General features: G+C 56.5%; 9 protein-coding genes. 2 read left to right on the top strand and 7 right to left on the bottom strand.

Annotated features, from left to right (window positions below):
- Window positions 1–64: 64 nt before the first annotated feature.
- From LAO21_17895 to LAO21_17880, 4 genes are all read right to left on the bottom strand, one after another.
- On the bottom strand, window positions 65–3007 hold the full coding sequence (locus LAO21_17895; protein ID MBZ5554593.1) for a CHAT domain-containing protein: 2943 nt from the start codon (window positions 3005–3007) through the stop codon (window positions 65–67).
- 4 nt (window positions 3008–3011) lie between these two features.
- On the bottom strand, window positions 3012–3590 hold the full coding sequence (locus LAO21_17890; protein ID MBZ5554592.1) for a sigma-70 family RNA polymerase sigma factor: 579 nt from the start codon (window positions 3588–3590) through the stop codon (window positions 3012–3014).
- A 23-nt stretch (window positions 3591–3613) separates the two neighbouring features.
- Window positions 3614–5455 (bottom strand): ABC transporter substrate-binding protein, encoded by a 1842-nt coding sequence (locus LAO21_17885; protein ID MBZ5554591.1) that lies wholly within the window; start codon window positions 5453–5455, stop codon window positions 3614–3616.
- Window positions 5456–6320: 865 nt separating this feature from the next.
- A complete protein-coding gene (locus LAO21_17880; GenBank protein ID MBZ5554590.1) occupies window positions 6321–6674 on the bottom strand; it encodes a PilZ domain-containing protein in 354 nt (117 codons plus the stop codon).
- A 285-nt stretch (window positions 6675–6959) separates the two neighbouring features.
- On the opposite strand from LAO21_17880, the gene LAO21_17875 reads away from it, so the two are divergent.
- Window positions 6960–7322 (top strand): PilZ domain-containing protein, encoded by a 363-nt coding sequence (locus tag LAO21_17875; protein MBZ5554589.1) that lies wholly within the window; start codon window positions 6960–6962, stop codon window positions 7320–7322.
- A gap of 102 nt (window positions 7323–7424) precedes the next feature.
- Here LAO21_17875 and LAO21_17870 read toward each other — a convergent pair whose 3' ends face one another.
- Window positions 7425–8381 (bottom strand): tetratricopeptide repeat protein, encoded by a 957-nt coding sequence (locus tag LAO21_17870; protein MBZ5554588.1) that lies wholly within the window; start codon window positions 8379–8381, stop codon window positions 7425–7427.
- A 425-nt stretch (window positions 8382–8806) separates the two neighbouring features.
- Between LAO21_17870 and LAO21_17865 the strand changes: the two genes are divergently transcribed.
- Entirely contained in the window at window positions 8807–9388 is a 582-nt protein-coding gene (locus tag LAO21_17865) for a DJ-1/PfpI family protein (GenBank protein MBZ5554587.1), read from the top strand.
- Between the two features lie 165 nt (window positions 9389–9553).
- Here LAO21_17865 and LAO21_17860 read toward each other — a convergent pair whose 3' ends face one another.
- A complete protein-coding gene (locus LAO21_17860) occupies window positions 9554–10861 on the bottom strand; it encodes a radical SAM protein (protein MBZ5554586.1) in 1308 nt (435 codons plus the stop codon).
- A 394-nt stretch (window positions 10862–11255) separates the two neighbouring features.
- Window positions 11256–13664: an ABC transporter permease gene (locus LAO21_17855; GenBank protein MBZ5554585.1), complete on the bottom strand. Its 2409-nt coding sequence runs from the start codon at window positions 13662–13664 to the stop codon at window positions 11256–11258.
- Window positions 13665–13779 lie beyond the last annotated feature (115 nt).

Genomic DNA, 13779 nt, shown 5'->3' with positions numbered 1-13779 from the left:
GTTCCCGAGGGCGCTGCGACAACCTTCCTTCGACCCAGTCAATTCCAAAGTGCCCCTCTCTTCTTCAAACCTCCCCTGGTGGGCAGCCGCTTCCCGTGGCGGATCCCAGGGTTGTCTTCCCCATCAGGATGAAAGGCGCCCAGTAGTAGGGATGGGAGTATTTTTCCTTGATGTCCCGCATCGCGAAACAGAGACTCTGGGCGATGTTCTTGTTGTGTTTCAGGTATTTGTAAAACGCCTGCATCAGCTCCGCCGTGGAACGGTCGTAGACATTCCACAGGCTGACCAGGAGGGAGCGGGCCCCGGCATACAGGAATCCCCGCACCAGACCCACCAGTTCATCACCCCCGACAATGCGGTTCATTCCCGTTCCGCAGCCGCTCAAGGTAACGAGGTCTGCATCCAGTTCAATATTGTAAATGTCGAACAGGCTCAGAGAAGACGAGCCCAGATAGATCGATGAAAACATCGGGTTGTCGTTGCGGAAGACGCCATGCGAGGCGATATGCACAATGGACGCCTCGCCCCCCAGGGACTTGAGTTTTTCCTCGGTTGCTTCGGCTCCCACGAGAAGGGTGCAATTGGACAAGAGCGCGGAGGCATCGCGGACTTCATCCAACACGTGAGGAATCTTGATGTCGGGCACTCCCATGACGAGAGAAGACGCCTTTCCGGAGGGGGGCTTGCCACTGCAGAGCTTAAAAACACTCGCACTGGGCGAGTAGGAGATGCTGTGGTCCTCAATCAGGTAGCCGTCCCTTCTTTTGAGGGCATGGAATGGAACACAGTGCAGGAACTCGTGGGGGACAAAGATCAAATCTCGCCCTGTCAGTTCAGGAGTCAATGGTTCAAACAAGGATTCATAAAGGTCGGAGAGATGGGTATCAATCGATTTCTGGAGGTAGGCGTGATGGTTGGAGACGTAGCTCGATCCGAAGTTGAATTTGCTGAACTGGTATTTCAGCAGATCGAGCTGATTCTTGACCGCCGAAGCGTCTCCTAACCCGGAGATCACCTTCAGCCCTTCCCGTGTCAACAGAAAAGCGATCACCTTGTCCCGCACCAGGAAGTACTCAATCAGCGTCTGAGACTCGGTGAGCGACTGCTGGATGCGCTCCGTCCGGACTGAGACCGCACAATGTAACGAGGCGTATTCCTCGTCTTCCGCGGGCAACTGACGGAGGACCTTCAGTAGTTGAGATTCGTGCTGTTGGATCAACTCCCGCAAGGCGGTGACCTTGACTTCGTTCCCCGCCTTCCCCTGGGCTTCTTCTAAATTGACCTTGCTGTAAAACCAATTCAACTCCTGGCGGAGTTGATGGAGGTGATCGATGACTTCGCTGCTGGAATTTCTGGCGCGACGAACATGGGCCACGCCCGAGGAGAGCAGATCCACCAGGGCCCGCGACTTGGCCCGTTCCACGAGCGCGTAGGCCTCGGCCACCCCTCCTCCCTTGGGGTTGTCCAGACTGAGTGTCACCAACCTTTCATAAACCGACTGCTTGTCTTTAAAGAACATGATCTTCAGCTCGTCGGCCATGATGTTGCCGCGCATGGTCTCGAGGACGGCGATGGCCTGGAGGTAGCTCTTCTCGGCCGCCGCGACATCGCCCACCGCTTCCTGGGTCAGTCCCAGGGTGTAGTAGGCCTGATAATTCAGCCAGGGCGCATTGACTTGGCCCAGATGGGTGGTCGCAGACTGCGCACGCAGTTCGGCCTGGGGCGCCTCGCCGAGTCCCAGCGAGATCTTGGCCATCAGAATTTCCGTGAAAACGGCCTTTCCCACCAGCTGTTGCGATTCGAAGTGGTGGAGTGCGGTCCGGCAGAGATTCAAAGCCTCAAAGTGACGGCCGGTTGAATAAAAGATGGTGGCCTTGTACAAATCCACCATCGCCATCCACACGAGGTTGTTTTCTGCTGCAAACAGGGATCGGGCCTGGTCAAACATTTCGAGGGCCTTGAAGAACTCCTGCGTCTGCGTGCGCGCCGTGGCCGAGATGGTGATCGCCTTGGCGCGTTCGTAACGCATCCCGATCTGGAGGAATCGCTCCGCCGCGCGCTCACTCAGCTCGATGGCATCCCGCGACAAATTCAATTCGAGATAGATCTCGGCCTGGTCGAGGTCGCACAGCGCGAGGTGCTGCACATTGTTGCGCTCCTGAAACGAGATTGCGGCCGCCGACAGCATTTCCAGCGCCCGGGTATATTCGCCGCGGAGATAATAGAGGTAGGAAATATTGTAATCGGCCTGTGCCACCAGGAGGGGCATTTGATGCTCCTCGCAGAGGGCGCGGGCCTCACGATAACTCTTCAGCGCATCTTCGAACCGGTTCAATGTGATGAGACAGGTGGCCTGGTTGCTTTTAATCCCTGCAATGGCCTCATAGTCGCCGCTTCGCTCCAGGACGGCAAGAGCGCTATCGTAACAAGCGATCGCTTCCTGAAATCGATCGAGTCGATGGTAGAGATTGCCGCGATTGACTTCCAGGCGCGCCAGCCGCGCTTCATCCTGGTAACGCTCAAAAATCTCCTTGGCCCGTTCCGCCTCCTCGAGACCCCGGTCGTACTCTCCCAGGTACACCAGGACCCCCACGGAGGACGACAGCGTACGCGCGAGTTCGATCTCGTCGCCCAGGGCTTCAAATCTTTGGATGGAGCTACGGTAGTGCGCGGCTGCCGCCCTGTTGTTTCCACCCACTTGTTCCGCGTTTCCCAGTGCGCGCTCGGCCAGGGCCATCGCCTTGGGATCTCCCAATCGAGTGGCCACGACGTGGGCGGCCTGGGCGAGACGCATGGTCGCCTTGGGATCCCTTCGACTGTACCGGATCACTTCCTGCGTCAGGTGTTCGACCAAAGAAAGACCGACCGGATTCGACCAGCCCGCCAGCGGATCCGCGATCTCCTCGGGAGATTCTGAATGGGCGATTTTCTCAACCCATTCCGCGGGGGAAAGGGTCGGCGCAGAAAGGTCAGAGAGAGGCATGGCGCGTTCACCGGAAATCTTCATGGGTTCATTTCTTCGATCCGTTCGGTTCGTCCGCCGAAGGGGGAGCTCCTTCGAGGAGATCCTTCAACTTCTCGAGGCATCGGTCGCGTGCCGGCCCGATGCTGTTGCTGGATACCCCGAACCGCACGGCGATCTCAGAATACGAAAGGTGGGGCTCGTCAAAAAAGAGGTGCTGGATCAGGGTGGCGCAGCGCAGCGGGAGCTTCTTCAACGCCTCTCGAATCACCTGCTCCTGCTCCACTTCCAGGGAAATCCGGGAAATGTCCGATCTGTGGTCCGCTACGAGGTCCGCCTCTCCCTCGGAAAGCGTCACCCCCTCGCGGCTCATCTTCTGCCGCAAATCGATGCACTTGCGGACCGTCACCGTGACCAGCCAGGTCTTGAGTTTGGTGGAGTCTCGCAAACTGGCCAGGCTTTCAAGCAAATCCAGGCAGACGGACTGGAAAATGTCGGCGGCATCGCTGGATTGACAACCATTCTTAATGGGAATGGAATATATCAACCGTTTGTACCTCTCGACCAGACACTCCCAGGCCAACTCCTCCCCGTTCATGCACCGCCGGATCAGTTCCTGATCATCCACAGACGATTCGGGGGTCGACGATTTCAGTGCTTGAGATACAGTTGTTCGGAGTTCCATAAGGCATACGGGACCATGACTGCCGGCTGCAGATTACCAATCTGTTTTTTCGCTGCGACCACCACATCGCGACTGACTAGGGGGAGGATCGGCAGTTGTTCAGAGATAATCTTCTGAACCTCGTCATACGCCCGCTTGCGGACTGGTCGCGCGACCGTGGTCATCTGCTGTTTCATCAAGGTGTCGATCCGGGCTTCCCATGTCGTTGCCGGCTTGTCTTCTCCGACGTGCCAGACATGGAGATTCCCGCTCGAGAGCCACACGTTCATTTCGCTCCCCGGATCGTCATCTCCCCCTCCGAGTTCCATGATGACGGCTTCGTAGTCGAAGGTTTGGGTCAGCTTCCCAACCAGGGCATTGAACTCCACCCCCTGAAACTTCACCTGGATTCCCAGCTGCTGCAGGTCGGACTGGATGAGGCTGGCGATCCGGGTCCGCTCGCGGTTGTCAGCGTTGGTCACCAGGGTAAATTCAACTCGGGCGCCGGAGGGAGACAGCAGGGCCCCATCACCGGGCCGCACGCGGAAACCCGCCTGAGAGAGCAGTTCCCGTGCCCGGCTGGGATTGAAGTCGTACTGCATGATCTTCGGATTGAACCAGAACTTGTTGCTGGGGCTGGTCTGCGCAAAAATCTCGTGCGCGGTCCCGTGATACACCAGCTTGATGATGGAGGCGCGATCGATGGCATAGGCGATGGCACGGCGAAAATTGAGGTTGGAAAACCAGCCTTCCTTCTCCGGGTCCACATAGGGCTTCTGCGTCGCCGCGTTCACACTGTTGTTCAGATTGAACCCGAGAAAAAGGTATTGCAGGCTGGGCCCGGCATTGATCAGGGAGATCCCCTTCTCCCCCTCCGATTTCTTCAGAAACTCATAGTCGGTGGGGAGCACCTTGTCGAGCAAGTCGATATCGCCGCTGAGAAGCCGCAAGGTCGCGGCGTTTTGGTCCGGCAGGACCTCAAAAAGGAGCTCATCGAGATAAGGCAGCGGATTTTTTTGAGCATCGACCTTCCAGTAATAGGGATTGCGTTCGAGGATCACGCGCTGCCCCGGGATGATTTTCTGCAAACGAAAAGGGCCTAACCCGACCACGTTCTTGGGGTCCTCTGCCAGCGTCCACATCTTCTCAAAACGCCCTTCACGATAAGCGCCCTCGAGCAAGTGTCGAGGCAGGATCCCAATGACATCGAAAGCCCGCTCGGCAGGCCCATGGGCTTGCGGAAAGGTAAAGCGCACCGCCAACGGCCCCAGTTTTTCCACCTTCAAGGGATTCCCATTGATGGTCAAGAGCGCCCGTTGCGTTGAGTTCACTTGGGGGTCAAGGTAGACTTGGAAGGTGAAGATCACATCATCCGCATCAAAGGGATGACCGTCCGAGAAACGGACCCCTTCCCGCAAGCGTAGGGTGTAGACCAACCCGTCCTTGGAAATCTGCCAGGACTTGGCTAGGGCGGGCTCAATCTGCTGCGTCGCGCGATTGAGGTGAATCAGATCGCCCAACAGCTGATAGGTCACCTGCCGGGAGGCACTGTCGTTCGCAATGACCCAATTGAAGGACCGGGGCGCCGCCGTGGTTCCCACAACCAGACGTCCTCCTCGCTGCCCCTGCACGTTGACGATCGCAGCGTCCTTGGAAGCGCCGGTCGCAGACTGGGTTCGTGGCTGGGCAACCAATATGGAGCACAGGCCCAATCCAACACTCAGACACAACAGCAGCATCGCAAAGCGAAGACGCGACACCCGCCCGGCGGGCGCCTTGCCTGCATGGGGAACCCTTCGAACCCCTTCGTTATTCAGTTTGATCGCCATTGAATTTTGACCCTCTGGAAAGACATGAAAATGGAATCTCACTGCTCACCCTGCCGCGTCGAGACCCGGTCGCCCGGTTCTTCCAAACTGTGCTGAAGCACCAATTTCCAGGCACAAATTGTATTTTCTAAATGTTTCGAAAAATTGAACGATGACGATTCCACTCTCAGACCAAAAGAGGGCCGCCGGGACTGAGACCGGGAGCATTCCCCTCCCGTTCTCAGATCCACGCGAGTCTACCAACTCTCAATAACTTGCACAGGAATCTCCTCCGAGGGCCAAAGGCGGGGACAACCCAGGAAGAATCCGCGAAATTGTCTACCACCCTATCCACTATGACTTTTCGGCTAAGTTGATGAAATTGTTTAGCAGTTTAATCGAAATTTGGACCGGTCATTCCCTTGGATTCTTCCCTCCCAGCCGCTGCTGCTTCTAAAGATCCGGTCGGGCGGCAAGTCGCGGTTCTGGTCTGATCTGGGTAAACCCAGGGATGACCCCGAATCTGCCCCACACCTTTTAACGGTCATCCCACATTTTCTGCAAGCTAAAAATGACTCCCTGACCCTGCCCCATGGAGGTTCGTGCCCCCATCACACAACGATTCAGAGTTTCAGTTGATGTCCGAGCAGGCCACCGGGCGCGGTCATCGCACTGCAACCCGGGACGACGGGAGTCCGAGAACTCCAGCGCCGGACTGAAAATCGCTCCCGGAAAATCTCGGACCAATCGTTTGGAGGTATTCGATTTCTGACCGTCTCCTGGACTAATTCCCCATCTGTATTTTCGATTTTGCGGGTAAAAAAAATGCGGCGAAGGGGAGGATACCTTCGCCGCATAGGGGATGACTGAAGGGGAAACCAATCAATTACTGACTGTCATACAGAACCCACTGTCCCTTGACCGAAACGAACTCCACACCCAGAACCTCTAAGTTATTGGCGCCTTCGTTGATCCAGGCCACCCGGCATTTCGCCTCGAACTTGTTTCCCAGGGCCAGGGTCAACGTCGATCCTTCTCGAACCAGTCCACGGCCTAACTCGAAACACGCCCCATAGCGGGTGACATTTCGGGTGACCGCCTTTACTTCAAACCGCTGGAGTTTTTTGGAATCAATCCCGGAGATCACAATAGGAATTCGTATGTCCAGGCGATATTCTTTGCGTCGTTCAACGACAAAGAGACTTGGATCGGGGAGAGCCCGGCCCACATTCTGTGGCATAAAATTCACCTCGCTCGTCGCTTCCAGAGATTAACACGCGGCCTTCAGCCGAATGTGAGCCCAGTCACAGGCGGACCCAAAAATTCTCTCCGAAAAAAACCAAAACACGCCGGGAACCTGTGTCGATTATCCTCCCCGCCCGGCGGAGCGGATTCCGCAAGGCTCGTAACAATCTTGACATGATCGTTTGTGAGAATGATGTTCCGAGTTCAGGAATTCCTTCGGAGTAACGCGTCTTCCCCGGGTTTGAGCCGGCAGGGCATATCCAATCGAAGGAGGGAGCACATGAAACGGGATAAACCGGATCCAAGTCAAGCCAGAGAGTCCTTGGACTGGTTTGAGGGCTGGAAGATCTATCGCGATGACCAGCGGGTCCCTCTCCGCGAACCCGTGTTCATTGAGGGTCGGGACAAGGATGGCAAATCCTTCGTTGAGGAAGCCTTCACGGAAAACGTGAGTCGAAAGGGTCTGTGCGTGGATATGGGCTGTGATTTGAAACTAGGTACTGTGCTGCAGGTGTGTGCCCCCTACGACGGGTTCCGCTCTCAGGCTTGTGTCGCCTCGGTCAGACCTTCCACATCACGGCCCGGCAGGTTCTTGATCGGCTTGAACTTCGTCAAACCCAATAGAGATTGGATCATCCACTGATTCGGCTCGCCGAACAGGTCCATCCGGATTGTCTCAGCCCAGCGCGGATGGACTTCCTGCAGACACCTCTTTACCCATCGCGCCCTTCAAGCACACAAAAATTCATTTGCGCACAGTCGCCGTCAGCGGAGTCGACTCTCTGGTCTTTTCCTCAATGAAGGGTCCCATATTCGCATCGAGTTTAACCGATTGTGCAAAATCCCGATCCGCGTCAATTTTCTTGCCTTGAAGCCAGAGGGCGATTCCGCGGCTGGCATACGCGATGGCGTAATCCGGTTTTAATTCGATGGCCCGGTTAAAGTCGGCAATCGCGGCGTCCAACCGCCCCTTCTCCCGTTCCACGACGCCCCGATTCTGATAGGCCTCAGCGTAATGAGAATTCAATTCAATAGCCTTCTCAAAATCCACCAGGGCCCCATCGAGATTTCCTTTCTTCCACAGCAGAGCCCCTCGGTGGTCATAGGTAATGGCGTTATTGTGATCGAGTTTGATCGCTCGGGAATAGTCATTCAAGGCCCCTTTAAAATCTCCCAGGGTCTTTCGGGTATCGGCCCGATTGGTGTATGCAGACACTGACTTGGGATTCAACCCAACGGCTCTGTTGAAGTCTAAGAGCGCCGCTTCGAAGTTCCCTTGGGCATACTGAAGAACACCTCGATTATTGAATGCGGCCGAATACTGGGGATTAAGCTCAACCGCTTGATCGTAATCGGCCAGGGCGCCCGCGACATCATGCCGGCTGTATCGGGCGATACCCCGATTGTTGTATGCCGCGGCAAACCCCGGATTGAGTTCGATCGCTTTGCCATAGTCCGCCAGTGCTGCCTCGATCTCACCCTTCGCATAGAAAGCGAGACCACGGTTATTGTAAGTTTCCGAATAGCCCGGATCGATCATCAGGGCGACATTGTAGTCCGCAATGGCCCCGGTCACGTCTCCTTTGTTATAGCGTTCAAGTCCACGACTGACGTACGACATCATGTAATTGGATCTCTGCGCCAGAGAGAGAGTCACTACACATGGCAGGAGAAGAAGGACACCCAGGGGAAGCCGTCGCATAACCCCTCCTCGATGCCAAGCTCACCTCAGCGAGCTCAGCCTTAAATTGTTTTATAGGTCCCGATGTTAGGACGTCACCGCCGTCCTAGTGGTAGATACGGGAGAAATGCCGTGGGGTTCTGCAACTTTTTGTACACGTTTGTAAACTGGAACGGGGTTCGAACCGGCGACGACCGATCCGAACATACTTCAACCGAGGGCAATGGGTTTCTTACAGCAACGGGAATGGGGAGGGACACAGGGTCGACAGTAAACCGTCTCAATCATGCTGTCTTCCTCACGACTTCGTGGCCGGAGTTGTGATTCAAATCCTGCACTTCCCTTCTCTGGTGGACCGTCTGGTACAATGAAGGTTCAAAATGCCGGGATCGGCGCCTCACAGGGCGCGGACATCTCTTCATTCTCAAACTCAAAGGAAGGTCCCTATGGCTGCAAAGAAGATCCTGATGATTGTTGGAGACTATGTCGAAGACTATGAAGTCATGGTGCCTTTTCAGGCACTGCAGGCGGTTGGACATACCGTCCACGCCATCTGTGGCGGCAAGAAAGCAGGCGAGCAAGTGCGAACCGCCGTGCATGATTTTGACGGCGCCCAGACTTACAGCGAAAAACCCGGACACAACTTCACTTTAAATGCCACCTTCGCCGAGGTGAAAGCTGAGGATTACGACGCGCTCGTCATTCCAGGAGGAAGGGCCCCCGAGTATGTCCGGTTGAATCCGGAAGTCCTGAAAGTTGTTCAACACTTCGCAAAGGCCCGCAAACCGATTGCGGCCATCTGTCACGCGGCACAGATTCTTGCTGCAGCCGGCGTGCTTGAGGGAAGGGGCTGCTCTGCCTACCCGGCGGTCGGACCGGACGTCACTCGAGCCGGCGGCCGTTACATCGACCTCCCGATGGACAAGGCCCATGTCGACGGCAATCTGGTGACTGCCCCCGCCTGGCCTGCCCATCCGGAGTGGCTCGCAAAGTTCCTGCAGGTCTTGGGAACCCGGATCACACTCTAGCCAATAGGTTCACAGGGGCAAGAACCGCAAGAGGCGCCGAGCTCAACCCCTATCAAAGAGTTCAGTCCATCGCAAACGCCCTCGCCGGATCTGTTGACTGCAGAAACGGGGGTAAGGTGTCATGTCCTCCCTTGCCCCTGACACCCGTCACTTGGCCCCTGAGCTCTACTCCTCGAAGCTTCCAGTTGTTCCCCGGAACCCGCGGGCGGCCTGTCGTGCCACCCATTTGATCGCGCGGCTTGCTTTGTAACAGTAAGCGAGGTTGTGATTCAACGTCGAAAAACAATGGGTTTGACAGCTCTTCTTCATGTCGTTGAGCTGTCTGCCTTCAAATCCGTGCTTGCCGACAGTGCCCCAGTTGTATGTGGCTGAGTACATCGGAAAACAGGGCGCCAGCGTGCCGTCCGTGCGGATGATTAGCGAATTGTGGCCGGCCCGGCAGTCCCATGGCTCCACCTTTCCGCGCATGAAAGCCTTCATGTCCTGCAACCGCCGCACCGAATTGACCATCTTGTAACCGGAGCGGTTCTTCTCGACGAGCCAGTCGATCAGTCCGTCGATCTTCGGCCAATCCGCTTCTGTAATGAACGTGCTGTTCCCGTCTTGATGCTTGAAGTGAGGTTGCTCCAACATCGGGGATTCATTGATGTGGTAGTCGGTCGCAATGCCGTGATCACGGGCAATCTCGGTCAAATGCTTGACGTCGTCGAGGTTGATACGGGTGATGTTGATGTTAAAGAACATACTGTAGCCGTACACATACTGTTTCTTGACCAGATGCTGGAAGGAGGGCCAAATGGGCTTCAGGGCCTTGGGAAGTTCTTTTCGATCCTCAAAGGAATCAACCGCCAGGTTCACTGTCGCCACACCCGCATCTCCCAGCATATCGATGACTTCCTTCCGCATGAGACGGCCGTTGGTCGGGATGTAGACGAAGAACCCCTTCTTCGCGCCGTAGTAGACCACCTTATGGACGAACTCCGGGCGCAGAAGGACTTCGCCGCCCATCAGGGCCAGCACGCGGCACCCCGTTTCATGGAGCCAGTCGATGGATCGACGTGCGGTATCCTCGGTCATCCCCTTGATGCGGTTGTCGAAGGCCCAGCAGTAATGGCAGTCGAGGTTGCACTTCCACTCGGTAAACAGATAGGCGATGATGGGGTGGTACTCTCCCGGCAAAATGCGTGACCACAGATAAGGATACAACCAGCCGCGCATCACGCGATGAACCATGTGGCTCGTGACACGGGTCCGGTATGGATTTTCCCCCTTCGGCAGGTACTTCGGATCCGGCTCCACGTCCCCGAGTTTCTCCGGATACTGCGGGAACACGGGTTGCGGCAATCGAAGTCGGTCTTCCCAAATGGCGACGGGCGTTCGCCTCTCGCCTTCCATCAGCATGCGGTGCATCTCTTCGTCGAATCGAAATCCCGCCTGGTTTTTTTGAACGGATGGTCCTTCGGATTCTTGCATGGTTGAGATTTCCTCCGGCTTCTCGTTTGTAGTTGGGGTCGACTAGAAGGGGGACAGCGCCGGGGTGAACTGCGGTGATTGAACCACCTCCCAAAATCAAAGGGCCCCTGGGTTTGTGAAGGGATTCACGTCCGCCGCCGCACCCGACTTACCAAGAGTTCCTTGCGACTTGCCAGTGAGTTCTGAAAACTACGATGTGGCCTCAGGCCTCCTCATGTAATCGCCCCCATCAAATCAGATCTGATGATGAAAAGGATGCTCGCCAGCCGGGCAAAAAGCAAGGGATTTTGGAGGGGCTCCAGACAACGGAACTTCACATCCTGAAACCATGACTCACCTACCACCCAAGACCTGTCACCTCTCTTCCCTGTCACCTGAATCCTGCTCATCCGCTTTACTCATACCTTAAAGCGGCCACGGGGTTGATCTTAGTCGCGCGTGATGCGGGGACATAGCTTGCCAGGATGGCTGCCGCCGCCAACAAAAAAGAGGTAACAACAAATGTTCCCGCATCGGTCGGTTGAACCTCAAACAGAAATGAGGTGAGGAGCCAGGTTGTCGCCAGGGCGCCGCAGATGCCAAAGACAAGACCTGCGGCGATGAGCGCGGCGCTCCGTCCCAGCACACTTGCGAGGATGTTCTCGCGATTTGCCCCGAGCACCACCCGAATGCCGATTTCCCTCGTGCGCTGAACCACGCTGAACGCCATGACCCCATAGATTCCAACCACGGCAAGCAGGAGAGCGATGCCGGAGAAGGCCGCCAGCAGGCGCGAGTAAAACCGCGGCTCGGCGGTGTTGGCTGTCAGCAATTCTTCCATGGTGGCAATCTGAAAGATCGGTTGATTGGCATCCACTTCATGCAACGCCGCCCGCATGGAAGCGGCGATGGCCGCAACCGGCCCGCTTGACCGCACCACATAATTGATGGACTGCAGGAAGAACGGCACTTGAACCTGGGCCAGGGGCTGATAGATGGCGGGTGGCATTTCCTGACTCAGATTTTCTTGTTTCACGTCATCGACGACCCCGATCACGGTGTACCAGTCTTCCGGCTCCGGGTGGTCGGCAAAGGTAATGCGTCTCCCGATCGGGTCTTCATTGGGCCACACCCGTCTTGCGGTCCTCTGACCGACGATCATGACACCGGGAGTCCTTTCGTTATCGGCAGGGGTGAAATCGCGCCCCTTGAGCAGCCGGATTCCCATGGTCTGGAAATACCCCGGCGTCACCGCCGGCTTGCTCACGTTAAACTGGGTGGCGCTATCCGGCACCCCTTCGACCGAGAAGCTGCCCATGATGAGCGCCCTCCCCATCGGCAACCAGTTGACTACGGCAGCTGAGCTCACGCCGGGCTGGGTAGTAAGTCGTTCCAGCACTTTCTCGTGAAATGCCTTCATCTGCTCCGCCGTGCGGTACTGCTGAGGAAGATGGACGGTCATCGTGGTCACATTGTTGGCCCGAAACCCGGGATTGACCGAACGCAGTTTGATAAAACTCTTCACGAGCAAACCCGCTCCGATCAGCAGTATCAGGGCCATTCCGATTTCTCCCACCACCAGCACATTTCGCATGAGTTGTGACCTTGCAGTAAGCCGGCCAAAACCGTGCTTCAGTGTCTCGCTCAGGTGGATCCTGGAAACCTGCATGGCAGGCCACAGGCCAAAAAGAAAGCTCGTGACGGCGGAGAGTCCCAGGGTAAACACAAAGACCTGTGCATCCATTCGAATTTCTTCGAAACGGGGAATACTGTGCGGCGGCGCCATCCACTGGAGTGCCGCAACTCCCCACATGGCCATGACGATTCCCAACAGGCCTCCTGCCAACGACAAAACAGCACTCTCGGTGAGCAGTTGCCGGATCAGCCTCGTCCGGGTGGCGCCCAGGGAATAACGGACCGCGACCTCCTGTTCACGCCGCGTGGCCCGGGCAAGCAGTAAGTTGGCGACATTGACGCAGGCAATGAGAAGCAGGAATGCCACCGAGCCGAGCAGGATGCGCAGGGCAGGCCTGATTTCACCTACGATCGTTTCCTGCAACGGATGCATCCGTATGAGGTCACCGCGAATCGCCATCGGGTTGTCAGAATTGAGGCGGTGCGCGATGGTGTCCAACTCGGCTTGCGCCTGACTCGGAAGGATTCCCTCCTTGAGTCTGCCAATGGCACTGCGAAACGCGATATGAGTGTTGTCGGGCTCCAATAGGGCCGGCACCCAAAGCTCATCATTCCCCGGGAAGGTGTAGGTGGGCGGCATGACCCCCACGACGAGATATGATTTCCCATCGAGGGTGATGGTTCTGCCGATGACATCTTTCCCGGCGTGAAACCGGCTTCGCCAAAACGTGTCGCTGAGCACCACTACGCGACCTTTTTCCGGCTTGCCCTCTTCCGGCAGAAACGTCCGTCCCAGCTCCGCCTCGACCCCCACAGTGCTCCAAAAATTCGCCGTGACCTCGGTAGCCTTCACTTCAACCGGTTCGCCCGCCCCAGTGAGACTCTTGACTCCGCCGTCGAACGCCGCCACTGCACTGAATGAGTGCGTCTGCTGCTGGAGGGCGATGAGCTCCGGGTCTGATATATTCTGCAAGCTGTTGGGCGCCGAAGGGGGTGCGTTGGCGATCCGGAAGAGTCGGCCCGCATCGCGGAACGGCAGGGGACGCAGGAGAACCGAATTGACGACTGTAAAAATGGCCGTGTTCGCCCCTATGCCGAGCGCCAGGGTCAGTACCGCGACCAGCGCGAAACCCGGATTCTTCCGGAACATCCGCAGAGCAAAGCGAAGATCGTTCGCTAGACTATTCATCTTTCCTCTTCATGCCAAAGGGGACTGTATGGAACATCCGTCCAACAATCTTTCGAGTGACCAGGAAATACGAAATATGAACTAAGAGGGAAGGTCCACTTCTACAGTAATTCAG

The sequence above is a fragment of the Terriglobia bacterium genome (assembly GCA_020073085.1).
Taxonomy (GTDB): Bacteria; Acidobacteriota; Terriglobia; order JAIQFV01; family JAIQFV01; genus JAIQFV01.
This window is presented reverse-complemented; position numbering and strand designations above follow the sequence as displayed.